Annotated in this window: 16 protein-coding genes; 8 read left to right on the forward strand and 8 right to left on the reverse strand. The window is 39.2% G+C overall.

What is annotated here, in order from left to right; genetic code table 11:
• Positions 1-44 precede the first annotated feature (44 nt).
• From VEIT17_RS08325 to VEIT17_RS08340, 4 genes are all read right to left on the reverse strand, one after another.
• A complete protein-coding gene (locus VEIT17_RS08325; protein ID WP_178885614.1) occupies positions 45-956 on the reverse strand; it encodes a hypothetical protein in 912 nt (303 codons plus the stop codon).
• Between the two features lie 147 nt (positions 957-1,103).
• Positions 1,104-1,970 carry a hypothetical protein gene (locus VEIT17_RS08330; protein ID WP_178885616.1) on the reverse strand — a complete coding sequence of 289 codons (867 nt, stop codon included), beginning with the start codon at positions 1,968-1,970 and terminating at the stop codon, positions 1,104-1,106.
• Between the two features lie 30 nt (positions 1,971-2,000).
• Complete coding sequence (locus VEIT17_RS08335) at positions 2,001-2,798, reverse strand: hypothetical protein (RefSeq protein WP_420031278.1); 798 nt, start codon at positions 2,796-2,798, stop codon at positions 2,001-2,003.
• 75 nt (positions 2,799-2,873) lie between these two features.
• Positions 2,874-4,046, reverse strand: coding sequence for an iron-containing alcohol dehydrogenase (locus VEIT17_RS08340; RefSeq protein ID WP_178885619.1), 1,173 nt, complete (start codon positions 4,044-4,046; stop codon positions 2,874-2,876).
• Between the two features lie 148 nt (positions 4,047-4,194).
• Here VEIT17_RS08340 and VEIT17_RS08345 point away from each other — a divergent pair, with 148 nt between their 5' ends.
• Complete coding sequence (locus VEIT17_RS08345; RefSeq protein ID WP_178885621.1) at positions 4,195-5,754, forward strand: hypothetical protein; 1,560 nt, start codon at positions 4,195-4,197, stop codon at positions 5,752-5,754.
• 83 nt (positions 5,755-5,837) lie between these two features.
• On the opposite strand, the gene VEIT17_RS08350 is transcribed toward VEIT17_RS08345, so the two are convergent.
• The gene (locus VEIT17_RS08350) at positions 5,838-6,353 is read right to left on the reverse strand and encodes a flavodoxin family protein (protein WP_178885623.1); all 516 of its coding nucleotides are present in this window, start codon (positions 6,351-6,353) and stop codon (positions 5,838-5,840) included.
• Between the two features lie 440 nt (positions 6,354-6,793).
• Between VEIT17_RS08350 and VEIT17_RS08355 the strand changes: the two genes are divergently transcribed.
• Positions 6,794-9,076, forward strand: coding sequence for a ribonucleoside-diphosphate reductase subunit alpha (locus VEIT17_RS08355; protein WP_178885625.1), 2,283 nt, complete (start codon positions 6,794-6,796; stop codon positions 9,074-9,076).
• Between the two features lie 74 nt (positions 9,077-9,150).
• On the forward strand, positions 9,151-10,179 hold the full coding sequence (locus VEIT17_RS08360) for a ribonucleotide-diphosphate reductase subunit beta (protein WP_129823396.1): 1,029 nt from the start codon (positions 9,151-9,153) through the stop codon (positions 10,177-10,179).
• Between the two features lie 83 nt (positions 10,180-10,262).
• Here VEIT17_RS08360 and VEIT17_RS08365 read toward each other — a convergent pair whose 3' ends face one another.
• The 3 genes from VEIT17_RS08365 to VEIT17_RS08375 form a co-directional block, all read right to left on the reverse strand.
• The gene (locus tag VEIT17_RS08365) at positions 10,263-10,901 is read right to left on the reverse strand and encodes a hypothetical protein (protein WP_178885628.1); all 639 of its coding nucleotides are present in this window, start codon (positions 10,899-10,901) and stop codon (positions 10,263-10,265) included.
• Between the two features lie 438 nt (positions 10,902-11,339).
• Positions 11,340-11,798, reverse strand: a complete 459-nt coding sequence (locus VEIT17_RS08370; protein WP_060924436.1) for a DIP1984 family protein — start codon at positions 11,796-11,798, stop codon at positions 11,340-11,342.
• Between the two features lie 85 nt (positions 11,799-11,883).
• Positions 11,884-12,300 (reverse strand): GNAT family N-acetyltransferase, encoded by a 417-nt coding sequence (locus tag VEIT17_RS08375; RefSeq protein WP_060924437.1) that lies wholly within the window; start codon positions 12,298-12,300, stop codon positions 11,884-11,886.
• Positions 12,301-12,924: 624 nt separating this feature from the next.
• On the opposite strand from VEIT17_RS08375, the gene aroF reads away from it, so the two are divergent.
• The 5 genes from aroF (at position 12,925) to VEIT17_RS08400 (ending at position 18,736) form a co-directional block, all read left to right on the forward strand.
• Positions 12,925-13,938, forward strand: coding sequence for a 3-deoxy-7-phosphoheptulonate synthase (gene aroF, locus VEIT17_RS08380; protein ID WP_119209223.1), 1,014 nt, complete (start codon positions 12,925-12,927; stop codon positions 13,936-13,938).
• Between the two features lie 74 nt (positions 13,939-14,012).
• Positions 14,013-15,068, forward strand: coding sequence for a 3-dehydroquinate synthase (gene aroB, locus VEIT17_RS08385; RefSeq protein ID WP_178886040.1), 1,056 nt, complete (start codon positions 14,013-14,015; stop codon positions 15,066-15,068).
• A 106-nt stretch (positions 15,069-15,174) separates the two neighbouring features.
• Positions 15,175-16,443: a 3-phosphoshikimate 1-carboxyvinyltransferase gene (gene aroA, locus VEIT17_RS08390; protein WP_178885630.1), complete on the forward strand. Its 1,269-nt coding sequence runs from the start codon at positions 15,175-15,177 to the stop codon at positions 16,441-16,443.
• A 72-nt stretch (positions 16,444-16,515) separates the two neighbouring features.
• Positions 16,516-17,610 (forward strand): chorismate synthase, encoded by a 1,095-nt coding sequence (gene aroC, locus VEIT17_RS08395; protein WP_178885631.1) that lies wholly within the window; start codon positions 16,516-16,518, stop codon positions 17,608-17,610.
• Positions 17,597-18,736 (forward strand): bifunctional chorismate mutase/prephenate dehydratase, encoded by a 1,140-nt coding sequence (locus VEIT17_RS08400; RefSeq protein ID WP_005379588.1) that lies wholly within the window; start codon positions 17,597-17,599, stop codon positions 18,734-18,736. Before aroC ends, VEIT17_RS08400 begins: the two co-directional genes overlap by 14 nt.
• Positions 18,737-18,828 lie beyond the last annotated feature (92 nt).

Below are 18,828 nucleotides of genomic sequence, written 5' to 3' on the forward strand. Positions count from 1 at the left end.
AAAAGTATAACACAAATTATATAATTAGTAATATAAGGTTTGTACTAGTACTCATATATACGAATTATCCTCTCATCAGGGAATAATCTATGCTTTTTAGCCTTAAACTCTGGATTATTATTAGAATCAAAATATTCAATCGTATTTCTTAACTGCTCATGAGTAAAAGGACTAGTGCTTGGTTTATATTCAAGCTGATTAAACACAGCATAACGTCCATCGTATGTAACAAATTGTAACCTAGATTTTTTATCTGGATGGTATGAATCCACTAATATTCCAGGTAAGCCATTATTCCATACCGCTGAATAAGTAGTATCATTTGGTTCATAGTACGGTCCCCAAATGCGCCAATATGTTTGTAAAGAATGATAAAAATTATACTCTTTATCTACAAGCACTTTATTTTCTATATCTGTACTATCAGGATGATCTACATCTAAAGGAATAATCTGAATAGAATACCAAATATCTCCTATCTCATACTCTATAAAAATATTGTTATCTAACATATAGAACATCTTCAACTCTGCACCTTTGGGAATGCGGAATGTCATGCCTTTACGAGTAATAATGTCTGTATATGAATCTATATCATTTAAATTCTTCTTACAAGGAACCTTGCTTCCCACTGGATACGATAAAAGAGTAGTCTTTTTCTCATCATGAATCAACTTATCCGTTGAATGATACAATCTCCCCCGAATTAAACTTAATTCTTGAGCATACGTTTCTTCTTCACGTAAATACCCCTTTGCTATGTCCTCGGTCCTCATTCGTTCTAAATGTCTTTGTAAATCAGCTTCAATCTTATCATTAGTTTGTTCACTACTAACGCACTTCTCTTTAGCACTACCAGAAATATCACTTTGAGTAATCTGCTCTTTTGCATGTACTTGTGAAGCCATAAGACTTATCATTAACAGTGCAGCAAGGTATGAATATATTCTTTTCACAATACAACTCCTTAGCTTTATAACAACCACTACAATAAACTTCAATCTCTACTAGTATTGTACCTTTTAATACTTGTAGAATCATCAAAGGGGCTGTAACAAAACAGCCCCTTTGTTCCAAATTTTATATACAAACTCTGCCCAACTCTAATGATACATATCTATATCTACAGTAATCATTCGCGTTCGTTCCGGATTAAACATAAAGTAAATCACTCTTGGCTGGTCATGATCAAAGTTATAGTAAACAACATATACTATATATTTCTCAGCTGATACTCGAGTACTATAATAATAATCTTCATTAGGATCATCACCGACACTCTGCCTGCCATCAATTAACCAGGGAAATAATTTCCAGTTTTGTCGTTGAATAGTGATAATCTCATAATAATTATCTATGTCACTAACCAATACATTTTTATCTTTTGGATATGTAAACGAATTAAGTGCTTCAACTGTAGTATCCTTGTCCCTGCCATTTACAAACGAATACCAAGCATTAGATTTAACAGTTTCCTCATACCTTGAAATCGTTACTTTATCACCATCTAATACTAAGCAACTATAATTTCCACCCAATCCTATTATCTCAGCAGAAGAAACCACTTTCAAACTCTCTGGTAAAGACTTAGGCGCTTGCAATTGAGATGGAATATAACCTGCTTTAGATGATGGCCATGTAGAGTGCCACCGTTGAGTATCATAATGGGATAATCCTACAGCAGAAAACACTAAGGTAACAGCTAATGTAGGAAGCATACACAGAAAAAAGATAACATAAAAATATGATAAAAATCTTTTACGTACAGTTTTCTCACTATCAATAACTCTACATTTTTCAAGCAATAATACAATCGTGGCGATTAATAAAATCAGATAGTACACCCCAGAATACGAGATATAATCTGAGAAGAAAAATGTTAATACCCAAAGAATTATAAAAAACCATATACTCTTTCTATAAGGATCAGAAAAAAACAATTTCTTTAAGTAAATTAAACACTGTTGCATTTACGCTCTCCACAACAATACCTACTCAAATTACTTAGATTGATAAAACACAGCTCGTGTCCCATCATTACTGATCAAAAGTTCCACAAAATGAGGTCTTTTAGTATTCCCATCGTCTACAAAGACATATAGTCTATGATTTCGAGTAGAATTATATGTATCCTTGACTACTGTTTTTGTTTCTTTTCGAGGTGCAAAGCGTAGCCACTCAATAAAAGTCCGTTCTGGCAAATTGAGGGATTCTTCTTCTATACTCTCTACAATATTATAGCTATTAGGGTGAGATATAAAACGCTTTTTCTCCCCAGTATCTAAATCACGTAATACACCATCCGCATCAATTTGCGCTGTATAGGCTGCATTTTGCTTTGCTATTGCCTCATATTGTGCAATTACTTCAGGGTCCCCCTCAAGTACAGTATATCTCTCTGGATATGCATTAGCCCAAGCTAAACTACTACGAAAAGCAGACGCTCTATAAATACCGTCGGGAAGTTTTCCTGGTCGTTTTAACCCCTCTGGTAGCTCTCCACTATTAGGCCACCCTTGAGTCCAATCCATGGTACTATACTCGAAGGAATCAAATTCCTCAATGCTTGTTTTTAAGTCGTACCTAAACCAATCGCTTACTAACCAAGAAAAGCTGAGGGTAAAGGCAATATACAAACACCAAGCCAACTGAGTGTGCCTTTTTTCAGATATGGACTGTTTCTTAAAGCGCCTATATTGTAAAAATACACTCAACAATATGGCTATACTAAAAACAATATATGTAATAGGCGCTATATTAAATAGCACTACCACAATTGCAAACAACACGCATAGCATAACCGTTAATAGGCCATAAAATCCTTCGAACAAAACTCTCTCCTATTATGACAACACTTAAAACATCTTCAGCACTTAAAACATCTTTTTATACAACGCTTCAATATCTTCACGGCTTATTTCAGCTACTGTATTAGCTATATTGCCTGTAGCTACAACGTATACATTATCTACGAGCCATGGAATATCTTTTTTCGTAAAGCCCAATTCTGTAAGGTTTGTAGTAAGGTCTAGGTCATGTACGATTAGGCGTAATGCTTCGCCTAGTTCGGAACCATCTCCGTGGTTAAATATCCGAGCTAAGGCACTAAATTTATCAGGGTTTGCACTCCATGTATATTCCACTGCAACAGGTTCAATAACAGCAAGGCCTACACCATGGGTAATATCTTTAAGGCCACTGGCTGGATGTTCCATACCATGTGCTAATGTTACACCAGCTGTGTTAATAACCATGCCCCCAATTGTGCTAGCTAATGTAACGGACTCCCAAGCTTTTGTAAGCTGAATTTCGTTGAGAACAGCTGATTTGCCTTCCGCCGTTGCTTTCACATGTTTATATAGAGGTACAAGATATTGTGCTAATAATGTCACCGCATAATGAGCCAATGCATCGGTGAAAGGTTGTGCTGTTTTAGAGGTATAGGCCTCGATGTTGTGGCATAGTGCATCAAAGCCTACAGATGCCAATACATGAGGTGGCATTGTACCCATTACAGCAGGATCTACAATAGAAACCTTTGGCACAATAGCATTGCAGCGTAAGGATTTCTTATCACCTGTTTCAGGATTGGTAAGCACCCCAAAACCGTTACCTTCAGAGCCGGTACCACAAGTCGTTGGAATAACAATAAGAGGCAATGCATTATCACTAACTTTACGGTTGAAAATATAGTCGTTAATATCGCCTTCATTCACCGCCATAAAGGCAATCCCTTTAGCACAGTCCATGATGGAACCACCGCCGATAGCAATAACCATATCACAGCTTTCAGATTTAGCTAACGCAGCGCCGTCTAAGGCTGTCGTGGTCAATGGATTGGCATCCACTTGATCAAACAATACATGACCGATATGAGCTGCATCAAGCTTTGCTACCACCCGGTCATATAAACCAGATTTTTTAGCACTAGTACGACCAGTTACAATAAGTGCTTTCTTGCCGTACGGTGCAACAAACTCAGCAACATTATCTACTTTATTCCAACCAAATTGGATATTTACAGGTAAAAAATAAGAGAATTCCATGTGATAACCTCTTTTCTTTGAAAACTAGTTCTTAGTGTTATTGTAAAGGATATTTAAAAGCATGTAAAACCTCATAGGGCTTTCACCAGAAAACAGGTATACTAATAATAAGAGGGGGTATTTATATTTATAGAGGGAGAGAACATCTATGAAATTTGCTATTAAACATTTATGGTCTTCGCTGCGGGACCTTGCAACGCAGTCACCTATATTGCTGGCATTAATTGCCGTATTTTCATGTACACCGTTGTATATTGAACAAGATTGGTTTGCCGAAGTCGACATTAAGCTATACTCACTGTATTTCTTTATCGTTATATTACAAAGCTATATAACAAGGGCTCGAAAGTTTTCCATTTTATATACCTTAGTAAGTATCGGAATCAGCGTTGGCCTTTATATGATTCACGAAAGCTACGGCTATGTGCGGGGTATTGAACTGGCTACGGAAAATATATCGTACCTATGGCTGTACTCCATGATTGCCTTGTATTTCACATCGCCTAGTGAACACTACATCGGTGAAATCATTAACCGCATCAAACGGATTGGCATCACCCTTGTTACGTCTACGATATATAACATTGTTATCATCATGAGTTTATGGTTCTTCTTCATCATCGTGGACCAACCATTCAGCTTTGAAGAAACCATTTTTAAGGTACTCGCATCCATTAATATGTTCATTTGTCTATCTATGGTATGTTCTTACAAAGAGGATCCCGCAGGTCCTCCAGCACCAAACTCATTTTTTACTGTTGTATTCGGCATCATCTTGCCTAAGGCGTCCATTATTACAGGCATTCTAGCTAATATCTATTTAGTCTTGATCCTGTTAGGGCTTCGAGAGGATACGCGTTTCTTCTATACCTATTATCCGTATGTAGCCATTTTCTACCTATTCTACTTGGCTAGCTTTAGATCTAGTGAAAGTAGCAGAACACAGCAAATCCTATGTTTCTTATTCATTACGTTAACTACACTGTGCTTAGCTCTTATCGGTAAACGTGTGATTAATGAACCAGTTCTCTGGCTCAATACGATTTACGTGAGTGCATTCAATTTAATCTTCTTAGTACACAATGTATACTCTCTTGTGAAGGGTTTAAAACCATCTGTACACACAACAGTTTTGGCTCTTGCCTTAGGTACTGTTCTCTTGACGCCATTCATAGGATATACAACGTATCGTGAATTTGTGACCTATACTAAAGTTGATGGCGAATGGCATGCAAGCCTACCAATAGCTGCTACCTTTGACCCTAACTTCACGGACTATGGCACACCATATGTCCCTGTAGATGATTTAAAACTGCCAGATACAAACCCAACAAACGGCAGACGCGTCGAGTATATCAATTTTGATGCTTTGTCTGCACCAAAGGTTATCTCTATTGCAGGATACGATAAATACATTGAAAACATCGAGTTAATTGTATACGAACAAGATCTTAAAGAATACCAAGTAGAGTCTGCCAACTTCGACTCCATCTCCTTCAAGTTCCTCAACAACGGCCTTGATTTAGAGGTATCTCTACCAAATGGAGTAACAGAGGTTCATCATATTTATGATAAGTTCCTTACAGTCGATAAAACAGCTATCGATCCGGTCATTATAGAAGGCAATGGATATAAGTTATTAATTACGTCGTACTTCATAAACCAATTCGATACACGTAAACTTAAATTTAATGTACTTTATAATTAAGCATATAATACAATATAGTAATAATTACAACATCATATATAATATGACAAAAGCAGTACCCCACAGGGGTACTGCTCTTATTATTATCCAAGCTTTGTAAGGATATCTTCAGCAAAGTCTTGGGCCGCTTTAAAATCGTCTTCATTTGGATGTACTGCAGCTTGTTTATGACGTGCATCGCGATCAGCAGATTGACCATGGCTATGCCCTTTCGGGAACATCTTGTACATCATTTCGATAACCTTAGGATCTACCTTACCTTGGCAGATGAAGGTTCCTACAGGCTCTACGCCATCAGGTAAACAATTTGCTGCATTAATTAAGCTCTCCTTAGCATGTGCCATTTGCGGTGGTACGCCAGCTGTTGCAAACAGAGCAATGTGAGGATTATGCAATGTGCCTAGTACATCACGGGCCTCTTTATTAGCTGTCCCTTTATCCACCCAAAATCCTGCAAATACAAGATCATAGGATGATATATCGGACGGCACTTCTTTCATAGATACACATGGTGTACCTGCAGGCAATACGCTAGTAATAGCCTCTGCCACTTGTTTAGTATTTCCCGTAAGGGATGAATATATAACAATAGACTTCATGTCTTACCTCCTATTTACTATATATCTATTATAGGACATATATGACATGCTTTTAATAAAATAAATCACAATAGTATATAGAACGATATAGAACGGAATTTTATATAGTGCCACGTACTATTTTACTATTCTCAAAAGAGATATAGCATTCAAAATCATCATATATGCATCCCATATAGTATTTTCTAGTATTTATAACTATATCGATAAATTTAAGCATACTATATTTATAAATTTCTAAATGTCAATATTGAATGTATAGATTTTTTTCGCTATAATCGTAACATAATGTATAAGCTTAATAGGAAAACTACAACATATAGTAGTTTTCTTATTTTTCTGATTAGATTTAACTTAAAGATATTTTATACTTTTCAGTCTAATCTTATATATGCTTAGATTAACAGTTTTATTACTTTTAAGACTCAAGGGGAACAGTAATGGAGATTATGATCAAGAAACGGGATGGCCATTTCGAGCCTTTATCCGTTGAAAAAACGAAACGTATGATTGCCTTCGCATGTTTGGGGTTAGATTCTTGTGATCCACTAGAATTGGAGTTAGATGCGAAGTTACAATTCGTTGATGGCATGACTACTAAAGAGATTCAAAAAACTTTAGTACAAACTGCTATCGAAAAGGTTATCTCTAAAAAAGACGACGGTTTCGGCAACCAAGTTAATAAAATGAACCAAGATTGGCAGTTTGTAGCAGCTCGCCTCTTCTTGTTCGATCTCTATAAAGAAGCCGCTATCACTCGTCGTTATAAAGCATTCGGTTATGGCAACTTCCCAAATCTTGTACACATGCTTGTAGAAGAGAAAAAATACGCTGACTTCTTCGTTACAGAATATACACCTGATGAATTGCAAGAATTAGGCGATTACATCAAACCTAAGCGCGACTACCTCTTCAACTATGAAGGTCTTAAATTATTGGCTGACCGTTACTTGGTAAAAGGCTTCAACAAAGAAATCTTTGAATTGCCACAAGAACGCTTCATGGCTATAGCAATGCACTTGGCATTGGTAGAGGGCGAAAACAAAGTAGAATACGCTAAGAAATTCTACGATTTGATGAGCCAGTTAAAAATGACAACAGCTACACCTACATTGGCAAATGCAGGTACACCATTCCATCAGTTGTCCTCTTGCTTTATCTCTGGTGTAGATGATAACTTATGGTCCATTTACGACGTAAACAGCAAGTTCTCCCGCGTATCTAAACACGGTGGTGCTCTTGGTATCTACCTTGGTAAAGTTCGTGCATTGAACTCCGATATCCGCGGTTTCAAAAACTCCTCTGGTGGCGTTATTCCTTGGATCCGTTTATACAACGATACAGCGGTTGCCGTAGACCAATTGGGTAAACGCAAAGGCGGTGCTACAGTAACACTCGATATTTGGCACAAAGACTTCTACGAATTCGTAGAGCTTCGTACAAATAATGGTGACGACCGTCGTAAAGCACACGATATCTTCCCTGCTATCTCTGTTCCAAACATCTTCATGGAACGCATGATCGGCCGTGAAAACTTCACCCTCTTCGACCCTCATGAAATCTTGGCTGTAAAAGGCTATGCTCTAGAGGACTTCTACGACACAGACGATAACAAAGAGTTCACAAAACGTTACCTTGAATGTGAACAAGATCCGAACTTACACGGCATCGAAGTGCCAGCACTAGACATGATGAAAAAAATCATGCGCTCTGCTGTTGAAACTGGTACACCATTCATCTTCTTCCGCGACACTGTAAACGCTGCAAACCCTAACAAACATGCAGGTATGATTTACGCGTCCAACTTGTGCCACGAAATTGCACAAAACGTTGGCTTCACAAACCTTGCTGAAGAAATCATCAACGAAGACGGCACTATCACTACAAAAACAAATACAGGCGACATGGTTACATGTAACTTGAACTCCATCAGCCTTGGCCGTATTTCTGACGAAGAATTGGAAGAAAATATCGCTCTTCAAATCCGCATGTTAGACAATGTTATTTCTATCAACCAAGCACCAGTTCCAGAATCTCGCATGACTTCTGATAAATACCGTGCTATTGGTCTTGGTACTTCTGGTTACCACCATTACCTTGTAAACCACGATATCCAATGGGAATCTGATGAGCACATTGAAGTAGCAGATAAATTGTTCGAAAACATCGCGTACTATTCCATCAAAGCTTCCATGGAATTGGCGAAAGAAAAAGGTGCATACCCTGCATTCAAAGGTTCCGAATGGGAAACTGGTGAATACTTCACACGTCGTGGCTACACATCCGATCGTTGGAAACAATTGGCTGCAGACGTTGCAAAATACGGCATTCGCAATGGTTATTTGATGGCCGTAGCTCCTACAGGTTCTACTTCCAACATTGCAAATACTACAGCTGGTATCGACCCTATCTTCAAAAAATTCTTCATCGAAGAGAAGAAAGGTTCTTTCACACCAAAAACTGCACCAGATTTGAACAACAAAACATTCTGGCTCTACAAAGAGGCGCATACAATCGACCAACAATGGTCCATCAAAGCTTGTGGCGTACGTCAACGTCATATTGACCAAGCACAATCTTTCAACTTGTATATCACACCTCAAATGAAAGCGAAAGAAATCCTAGATCTTTATGTTGAGGCCTATAAACAAGGTATCAAAACAATCTACTACATCCGTAACCAATCCCTTGAAATGGATGAATGCACTAGCTGCTCCTCCTAATACGAGATGTGTATATAAGTCTGATGACGACCTATAGCAGTATAGGTCGCATCGTTGTATAAAGGAGTCCTACTATGGATAAAAAACTGATTTTCAACGAACATGGTGAACGTGGCACGCAATCTATGATTGGCGGCAACACAACAAACCTTCGCGAATGGAACCGTATCAAGTACGACTGGGCGAACCAAATGTACCGTACAATGCTCAACAACTTCTGGATTCCTGAAGAGATTTCCTTGAACGAAGACGTTAAGCAATTCCCATACTTAACAGATTACGAACGCCGTGCATTTGACAAAATTATTGCATTCTTGAACTTCCTTGATTCTATTCAATCTGAAAACTTGCCTAACTTGAGCCGTTATATTACAGCATCTGAAGTGGCATCTTTATTGAATATCCAAGCATTCCAAGAAGAAATTCACGCTCAAAGTTATTCCTACATTTTGGACACTGTAACAAATCCTATTACACGTGACAAAATCTATGACGAATGGCGTACAGATAAGACATTGCTTGCTCGTAACCGCTTCATCGCTGATGCATACCAACGTTTCAGCGACGATCCTAGCGAAGCAAACCTTATTCATACAATCATCGCCAACTATATCTTAGAAGGTATTTACTTCTACTCTGGTTTTAGCTTCTTCTACACATTGGCACGCCAAGGTAAAATGACAGCTACATCCACAATCTTCAAATACATCAACCGCGACGAAGTAACTCATCTTGTATTATTCCAAAACATCATCCGCGAGTTACGTCGTGAACGCCCTGACTTGTTCACTCCTGAACTGGAAGCGAAAATCACTGACATGATTCGCCAAGGTGCAGAAAACGAAATCGCTTGGGGTCAATACATCACTGATGATAAAATCCTCGGCCTTAACAACGTTCTTATTGAACGCTACATCAAATACCTTGCCAATATCCGCTTAGAAGCAATCGGCTTACCTCATCTATACCCTGAAATCAAAGAAAACCCTATGGAATGGATTGAAAGCTTCTCCAACTTGAATAGTACAAAAACTGACTTCTTCGAAGCAAAAGTTACAAACTATACAAAAGCAGCAGCATTTGATTTCGATGATTTAGAATAATAACAAAAAAGATAAAAGAAAAAGTGATTCTCACGGTGGGAGAATCACTTTTTTCATTATAAAGGTTATTCAGTTAATAATGGTTAGCCAGCTGTATATGGGCCGAATCGACCTGCAAATAGATAGGACCCCATTTTACCAAGTTTGGCAGCAAAGATAGAAGCTACGATACCTAAAATAATCATAATCCATGCGTTATCAGCATTTACACCGTTAGCAATAGCGATGTAGGCTTGTGCACAGGAAAGAATAAAGTAGATAACTGTTAAGTAAATCTTTGCTTTAGGAATTTTAGATGTTCCTTTTTTGTAACGTAATTTACTACCAATATAACCAGAAATACCACCAATAATAACGAGAAGTGGTAAAATCATCACTACTAATGTAATGGCAGGAAATAATACATTTGCAATAGATGGAATCAACAATGCAATAACAGGTACTAAGAAAGAAGCTGCTGTTGCTGCGATTGGGAAATGTACCGCAATTGGATGTAAATGAAGATCTAGCAATTTTTCACGTTTTGGATTAATGCGACGTGGCTTGTAATCCATCCAAACGGTTGGAGGAAAACCACATGTTGGACAAGGTTGATCCCTGTACTTAGCATCCTCAATATATCCGCATACACGGCAAATTATCCATTCGGTACCTTGTTCAGGTGTTGATTTAGCTGCGGTAGAACTTGTTGCTGCCGTAGCTGCTTTTTGTTCTGCTGTCATAATGAAATCTCCTTACTTAAGAAAATCTATATATTTAAATAATGATTATTATTTAATTATATTATACCATAGTTCACTAAGTAAAAAGTAAAATTTATATACTTATCAAAAAATTAAATATACTGTAGTACTAACGTACCTATAATCAAAGATAGCGGTATTTGATTTCGATAAATTAGAATACTAAGAAAAAAGATACCCAATCCAAATCTTTGAATTGGGTATCTTTTTATCGTTTATATTTAGAAATAGTCCCCAACGCCACCCTCGTTTTTACAGTCAACACGTGGTAATACATTGTAAATTGTATCAATACATTTGTGCGCAAATAGGCCTACACTGTAGATTCGCATTCGCCCCATGAATGTATTCATAAAACGCTTGGTAAAAGCAAAAGTTTTGTGTCCACCCTGTATCAAACTACCAACTATATAGATATTAGCTTTCAATCAATTCGGTGGTCCAGTTAGCAGACTGTAATAGATTGTCTAATAAACGAACTTGTTTTGCGATGTAATCAGCTTCTTTTTGGATATCTTTGACATTGACGGTCGGGATTAATTTGATTTCAGACCCTCTCGCACGGAAATTGATACTACCTGCGCTAGACGCCAATGTCCGATAAGCACTTAGACGCAATGCAGCACTATCTTTTTCCGCAATAATTTCAGTAATAGAGCGACCTTCTACAATAGTTTTGCAATTTGTTAAATTAATATCTGCAATTAACTTTTGTAGTCTAGTTACACATTGATCTAATGTTTTTAAAAGCTCTTCAGGATTCTCATTCGGTGCTTCCCCTTCTTGCACTAAACTATTTTGAGTCAAACGAAGCTCTAAATCGCTAATTTTATAATTCAAATCAGATCGCTCTTGTAATGCTTCCGCTAGTTTCATAAACTCTCACCTCATATTTTGAAATATATGGATATTAATATACTGACTGAACTAATACAAACTATTATATTTAGTATCTAGTTTCTTATAATACTTTCCGCATCATCACATGGGGACAGCTTTCATCAAGGTATTCCTCGCCTTCTGCCTTATAGCCAAGGGATTCGTAGAATGGTTTTGCCTGTACTTGCGCTGATAAGGAGCAGGTCTTAAATCCATCGCGGCGAATGCCGTTTTCTGCGGCCATCATAATTTTAGTTCCTAAATGTTGTCCACGATATAGCTTGCGTACCGCCATGCGACCAATATGCGCATCTCCAGCTACGTCGCTGGGAAAATATCGGCACGTACCAGCTGGCTTACCATCTATGGATAAAAGTACAAACTTTGCAGTCTCATCGATTGCATCAAACTCGTCTTCAAAACCTTGTTCCTTCATAAACACATCGATACGAATTTGTTTTATTTCATCAGTAATATGATCTAAAATTTGAATCACCATATCGCCTCCACTGCTACTCATATATCGCTATTTGTGTAAAATTATTTTTGTTATCCATAGTTACTATCATTGCCTTAGTTAAGTAAGGTAATGAAAACGCCTAACGTAATGAGGTGGCTAGACCTCTAACACGTTAGGCGCATCATTTTTACCCAAATTTTAGATGAGCCTAACGCTACCGACACGTTGATTGGCTCTCTTTATAAACTCATTATACTACAATTTAGTCATGAATAGCAAAAATCATTTTTATACAAAAAGTCTTATTATATCTGCATTTCAAATAATTTATTAAGCACATTGTTTTTAAAACTTCTATGAAATTCATTTTTAGGTATTGCATAATTTTATCATTTGGGTTTATACTATACCCATAATTTTTAGAAAGGAGCAACCAAAGATGACTAACCAAATTAGCTTAGCTACAAAACAATACTTTTATTGGTTCTTTATCCAATGTACGGGTAAGGAACTATTTGTGGTACGCTAATTAAGATTTAGTCATTATTAGTTGCTTAGAATAGTAAAAGGGCTACCCGTATTAGACTACGGGTAGCCCTTTTTTGTTTGCTATCCCGTATGGTGAGCCCTACTATTCACTGTAGTTTACAAGGAGGATTTATCATGATTATCACATTGAAACAAAACGCAGCAGAAACAGAGGTATCTCGTTTACGCAGTGAATTAGAGGAAAAAGGCTTCATTATCCATCCTGTAGAAGGCGCTCGCTACAACATCTTAGGTCTTATCGGCGACACTGCATCCCTCGATGCTCGCCAAATCGAGTCCCTAGATTTCGTAGATAAAGTAACTCGTATTCAAGAACCATACAAAAAAGCAAACCGTAAATTCCATCCAGATGATTCTGTAATCAACGTAGGTGGTGCACTTATCGGTGGTGGTCACTTCGCAGTAATGGCTGGTCCTTGCTCCGTTGAAACACCTGAACAAGTATTAGAAACAGCAAAAGCTTGTAAAGCAGCTGGTGCCACAATCCTTCGCGGCGGAGCTTTCAAACCACGTACTTCTCCATACTCCTTCCAAGGTATGGGTCCAGAAGGTTTGGAATTGTTAGAGCTAGCTAAAAAAGAAACAGGTCTACCTATCGTTTCCGAAGTTATGGATATCTCTCAATTACAATACTTCGATAATGTAGATATGCTTCAAATCGGCGCTCGTAACATGCAAAACTTCACACTTTTAAAAGAAGTAGGTAAATTAAACAAACCAGTTCTTTTAAAACGTGGTTTATCTGCTACATACGAAGAATGGTTAATGGCTGCTGAATACATCATGTCCGAAGGCAATGAACAAGTTGTATTATGCGAACGTGGTATTCGCACATTCGAAACTAAAACTCGTAATACATTAGACGTAACAGCAATTCCTATGATGCATGAATTATCCCACTTGCCAATCATCATGGACCCTAGCCACGCTGCTGGTATGAGTCGTATGGTTCGCCCACTCTCCCTTGCATCCGTAGGCGGCGGTGCAGATGGCCTTATGATCGAAGTTCACAATGATCCATCCAAAGCATTATGCGACGGCCCTCAAGCATTACGTCCAGACCAATTCACTAGCCTTATGAAAGAAATTATCGCATTGCGCCAAGCATTGGTAGAATGCACTAAATAATCTTAAATAGCACACAAATAAGCTAGTATCCGTTATAATAGGTACTAGCTTATTCTTTTATGAAAGGAACTGTTATGACTCGCATTCATATTAACGCGTCCACACCGTATGACGTTGTCATCGAGGAAGGCGCTTTACAACGCATCACCGATTATATTAAGCCGTTATTAAAACCAAATTGCCGTGTTATCATCGTCAGCGACAGCAATGTGGCACCTCATTATTTGGATTCTGTGAAAGCTAATATGGAACATGCGGGTTATACTGTTTGTGATTATGTATTCCCTGCTGGTGAAAGCTCCAAAAACGCTCATCAACTCATCGATTTAGTAGAATACATGGCAGCCCAATCATTAACTCGTAAAGACTTGCTCATTGCCCTTGGGGGCGGCGTTGTAGGCGATATGGCAGGTTTTGCAGCAGCTACCTACTTACGTGGTATCGACTATGTACAGGTTCCTACATCCCTATTAGCCGCAGTAGACTCCTCTGTAGGTGGTAAAACAGCAGTCAATCTAGAAGCAGGTAAAAACTTGTGGGGTGCTTTCAAACAACCCATTCTCGTTCTCTGTGATCCAACAACGCTTAATACCTTACCAGACATGGAATGGAAAAATGGATGTGGAGAAATTATTAAATATGGTTTCCTTGATGTACCAGGTTTATTAACCCAACTCGAACATAAGCCATTAATAAAGCATCGTGATAGCGTGAGTACCGTTATCGCTCGTTGCGTTCAAGCAAAGGCGGATATCGTGGAGCAAGACGAACGTGAATCTGGTGTTCGTGCCCTCTTAAACCTCGGTCATACCTTTGGTCATGGTATTGAAAAAGCGAGCCACTTTGAAGTCCACCATGGCTATGCTGTAGCCATCGGTATGGTCCTCATGGCACAAGGTGCTGTAAAACATGGAGAATTAGATGTAGAAGCATTAGAAAAATTAAAAGCCCTCATCGAAACACACGATTTGCCAACTACTACGACCATAACAAAAGAAGAAATTCTTGCAGCTGCTAAGCACGATAAAAAAAGTGAAGGATCAACTATAAAAATCGTAGTTCCTACAAGCTACGGCCATAGCGAACTCAAGGTTGTCACCCACGAGGAGTTAGCAACCTATCTTGATTAAGATAACTTATCTATTACGATTAAGTTATCTAAGGTTTCTAGCACCTACAACCTGTATAATTGTTATTTGTAATATAAGGTTTACCTAATATTTAAAGGAGATTTATATGCATTCCGTAACGAACGCCATTCCTACAGGAACGATTGCGTCCATCCCAGCAAAGGCACATGCACACCGCGCATTAATTTGTGCAGCCCTTGCTAACTCTCCATCTACTATACTACTAAGCCGTACCTCTAAAGACATCGATGCTACTATGGACTCCTTGCGAGGCTTAGGTGCTCACGTAGTATATGAAAATAAAATTGTTACCGTTACTCCTGGCCCCGCTCCTGCAAAGGGCAATGTAGTACCTCACGAATCAGGCACTACATTACGCCTTTTATTGCCTGTAGCAGCATCCATCTGTAATGATGTAGATGTAGATGCGAAAGGTCGTTTACCAGATCGTCCTCTAGAACCTATGCTAAGCGAAATGAAAGCGCACGGCGTAACATTCTCCCAAGATAAACCACCATTCACTATGATGGGGCGTCTTCAAGGGGGCAATTTCTCCATGGTAGGTGATGTAAGTAGTCAATTCTTCTCTGGTTTATTGTTGGCAGCCCCTCAAATCGGCTTATCTACTATTACCTCTACTACGCCACTACAATCTAGCGATTATGTAACACTAACTACTGAAACAATGCGAGATTTTGGTGTCGAAGTAGAACACACTTTACCAGACACAAACATCAATGAGGCTTTCACAGTACCATTTGGTTCGTCCTTCATAGGTCGTGATAATTACCAAATCGAAGGCGACTGGTCTAATGCAGCAATCTGGATGGTAGCCGCTGGTATGACGGGCAAACCAATTACGATTACAGGCATGAACAAAAACTCTGTACAAGCTGACCGCCGCATCATGCAAGTTATGATTAATGCTGGTTGTGATGTAGTATGGGATGGTATGAATGTGACGGTCACAGGTCGCGCTTCCAAGCCAATCCATGCAGATCTAGAGCAAATGCCGGATATGTTGCCTGTTATGGCCGCCCTTGCTTGCTCTATTTCTGGTGAAAGTTCCTTTGTTAAAGGTGCTCGCCTACGTTTAAAAGAATCTGATCGCCTTGTAGCTGTTGCTAATCTCATAAGAGATTTAGGCGGTACAGTGTGCGAAGAAGGTGATGACCTATACATCATCGGTAGTGGTATACTTAAAGGTGGACATGGCGATTGCGTAAATGACCATCGCCTCGTTATGGCAGGCACATTGATGGCCCTCATCAGTGAAAACCCTGTTACGTTACAAGATAGCGAAGCTATCACAAAATCCTATCCAGACTTCTTTGAGGACTGGAACTTACTGGGCGGTAATGCACAACCAGTTTAGATTTCTAATCGTATCTGGTTTAATCTAATAGATAATAGAAATAGTACATACTATATAGTAGGAGTTAATATAATGGCATCTAATTTCGGTAAAACCATACAGGTATCTACCTTTGGCGCCTCTCATGGGTATGCCATTGGCGGTATTGTAGAGGGTCTGCCTTGTGGACATACCATCGATATCGATGAGTTAAAAGCTTTTTTAAAGCGCCGTACGCCAGGGCAAAATCAATTAACAACACAACGTAAGGAAGCCGATACACCTGAATTTTTAGCAGGTATGGTAGACGGCATGCTCAGTGGTTCTCCATTGGCATTTATGATCCGCAACACATCTCAACACTCTAGCGATTATAATAACTTACGTGATATCCCTCGCCCATCTCATGCGGACTTCACAGCTCGCATGCGCTACGGTGACAAGGTAGATATGCGCGGAGGTGGCCATTTTTCAGCGCGCCTTACAGCTCCGCTTTGCGTAGCTGGTGGCATCGCTATCCAACTATTACGTGAAAAAGGCATTGAAATCCACGGCCATTTAAAACAAGTGGGAACGATTCAAGATACTCCTATCAACATGGTTCACCCAGATATGAAAGCATTAGCTAGCATCGCTACAGAGCCAATTGCTATGGTTAATCCACAAAAACGTAACGAAGTAGAAACCCTTGTTATGAACCTCAAAAAAGACGGCGACTCTACCGGTGGTATCGTTGAAGTCGTTGCTACAGGACTACCAATTGGCCTTGGCAATCCAAACTTTGATGGCATCGAAAACCGCTTAGCTCGTGTTATCTTTGGAATCCCTGCCATTAAAGGCGTATCCTTCGGTGGAGGCTTTGACATGTGTGCTAAGCTTGGTTCCGAAGTGAATGACGCTTTCACCATGGACGGCGACAAGATTACAACGACAACGAATAATAGCGGTGGTATTCAAGGTGGTATTACCAATGGCTTACCACTCGTTATGCAAGTGGGCATCAAGCCAACACCATCTATTTATAAAGAACAACATTCTGTGTCACTTTCACAAAAAGAGGACACATTGCTCACAATCCAAGGTCGTCACGACCCATGTGTAGCGCTTCGTGCAGTACCTGTAATCGAAGCTGTTACAGCCCTTGTTATTCTTGATTTCTTAGGAGATATTGACCATGAACTTAGATGAAGTACGCGTTAAGATTAACGATATAAACGACCAAATGCTCGCCCTCTTCAAAGAGCGCATGGAACTCTCCAAGGATGTTGCGGCAGCGAAAAAAGAAATGAACAAGGCTATTTACGATGCCAAACGAGAACGAGATATCCTCGACAAAGTAACTCGAGATGCAGGCCCAGACCTCGACCTATACGCACGCCGTTTCTTCGAAGCATTATTCAGCTTGAGCCGTACATATCAGTCTGAACAATTATTCCAAGATAATGAGTTCACTGTTAAAATGAAAAAGGCTATTGAGCAGTCCCCTACACTACCTCCACAACGTGGCAGCGTAGCTTGTGCGGGCGTCTTCGGTAGTAATGCGCAAGTGGCGTGCGATAAATTATTACCACTCAGCCAAATTCACTATGTAACAGGCTTCCGTGCTGTATTCGACGCTGTTGAGTCTGGAGAATGTCAATTCGGCGTATTACCTATCGAAAACAGCTCCAATGGTTCTGTAAAAGAAGTATATGACCTTCTAGAAGATCGTAAATGCTATATCGTACGCGGTACTCGCCTATGGATTTCTCACGATTTACTCGTGAAAAAAGGCACAAAACTAGAAGATATTCACACTATCATCTCCCATCCTCAAGCATTGGGCCAATGCAGCCACTTCCTAGAAAAATTAGAAGGCGTAGAATTGCGCTCCTTCGATAACACGGCTCGTGCAGCACAGCTCGTAGCAGCTAGTGACGATCCAGGTGTGGCAGCTATTGCAGCTCCTCAATGTGCCGATTTATATAATTTATCTCCATTGATGCGCAATATCCAAAATAGCGATAACAACTATACGCGCTTTATCTGCATCAGCAAGGACTTCCATGTATACCCAGGGGCTAATAAAATCTCCGTGGTAACTACAGCAAGCCACGCTCCAGGTGGCCTTGGTACATTACTTACCAAGTTTGCAAATATCGGCGTAAATCTTACCAAACTCGAGTCTCGCCCGATTGTAGGCCATAACTTTGAGTTCTTATTCTACCTCGACTTAGAAGCATCCCTAGCAGATCCTAAGGTATTGTCTGTTCTAGCAGAGCTACACACATCACAAGATAAATTCCGCTTACTAGGCAATTACCCTGAAAACTAATATACTTATATGTACTAGTCTCTATAAGAACATATATAGTACAATACATATAGTTATAAAACTTCAATGGCTAATAGGTACCAGCCTATTAG

The sequence above is a fragment of the Veillonella nakazawae genome (genome assembly GCF_013393365.1).
Classification (GTDB): Bacteria; Bacillota; Negativicutes; order Veillonellales; family Veillonellaceae; genus Veillonella; species Veillonella nakazawae.

What these genes read in the sequence shown, in the direction of transcription:
- VEIT17_RS08330 (WP_178885616.1), bottom strand. Translation starts at nt 1,970, where the DNA reads ATGCAACAGTGTTTAATTTACTTAAAGAAATTGTTTTTTTCTGATCCT.
- VEIT17_RS08335 (WP_420031278.1), bottom strand. Translation starts at nt 2,798, where the DNA reads ATGCTATGCGTGTTGTTTGCAATTGTGGTAGTGCTATTTAATATAGCG.
- VEIT17_RS08340 (WP_178885619.1), bottom strand. Translation starts at nt 4,046, where the DNA reads ATGGAATTCTCTTATTTTTTACCTGTAAATATCCAATTTGGTTGGAAT.
- VEIT17_RS08345 (WP_178885621.1), top strand. Translation starts at nt 4,195, where the DNA reads ATGAAATTTGCTATTAAACATTTATGGTCTTCGCTGCGGGACCTTGCA.
- VEIT17_RS08350 (WP_178885623.1), bottom strand. Translation starts at nt 6,353, where the DNA reads ATGAAGTCTATTGTTATATATTCATCCCTTACGGGAAATACTAAACAA.
- VEIT17_RS08355 (WP_178885625.1), top strand. Translation starts at nt 6,794, where the DNA reads ATGGAGATTATGATCAAGAAACGGGATGGCCATTTCGAGCCTTTATCC.
- VEIT17_RS08360 (WP_129823396.1), top strand. Translation starts at nt 9,151, where the DNA reads ATGGATAAAAAACTGATTTTCAACGAACATGGTGAACGTGGCACGCAA.
- VEIT17_RS08365 (WP_178885628.1), bottom strand. Translation starts at nt 10,901, where the DNA reads ATGACAGCAGAACAAAAAGCAGCTACGGCAGCAACAAGTTCTACCGCA.
- VEIT17_RS08370 (WP_060924436.1), bottom strand. Translation starts at nt 11,798, where the DNA reads ATGAAACTAGCGGAAGCATTACAAGAGCGATCTGATTTGAATTATAAA.
- VEIT17_RS08375 (WP_060924437.1), bottom strand. Translation starts at nt 12,300, where the DNA reads ATGGTGATTCAAATTTTAGATCATATTACTGATGAAATAAAACAAATT.
- aroF (WP_119209223.1), top strand. Translation starts at nt 12,925, where the DNA reads ATGATTATCACATTGAAACAAAACGCAGCAGAAACAGAGGTATCTCGT.
- aroB (WP_178886040.1), top strand. Translation starts at nt 14,013, where the DNA reads ATGACTCGCATTCATATTAACGCGTCCACACCGTATGACGTTGTCATC.
- aroA (WP_178885630.1), top strand. Translation starts at nt 15,175, where the DNA reads ATGCATTCCGTAACGAACGCCATTCCTACAGGAACGATTGCGTCCATC.
- aroC (WP_178885631.1), top strand. Translation starts at nt 16,516, where the DNA reads ATGGCATCTAATTTCGGTAAAACCATACAGGTATCTACCTTTGGCGCC.
- VEIT17_RS08400 (WP_005379588.1), top strand. Translation starts at nt 17,597, where the DNA reads ATGAACTTAGATGAAGTACGCGTTAAGATTAACGATATAAACGACCAA.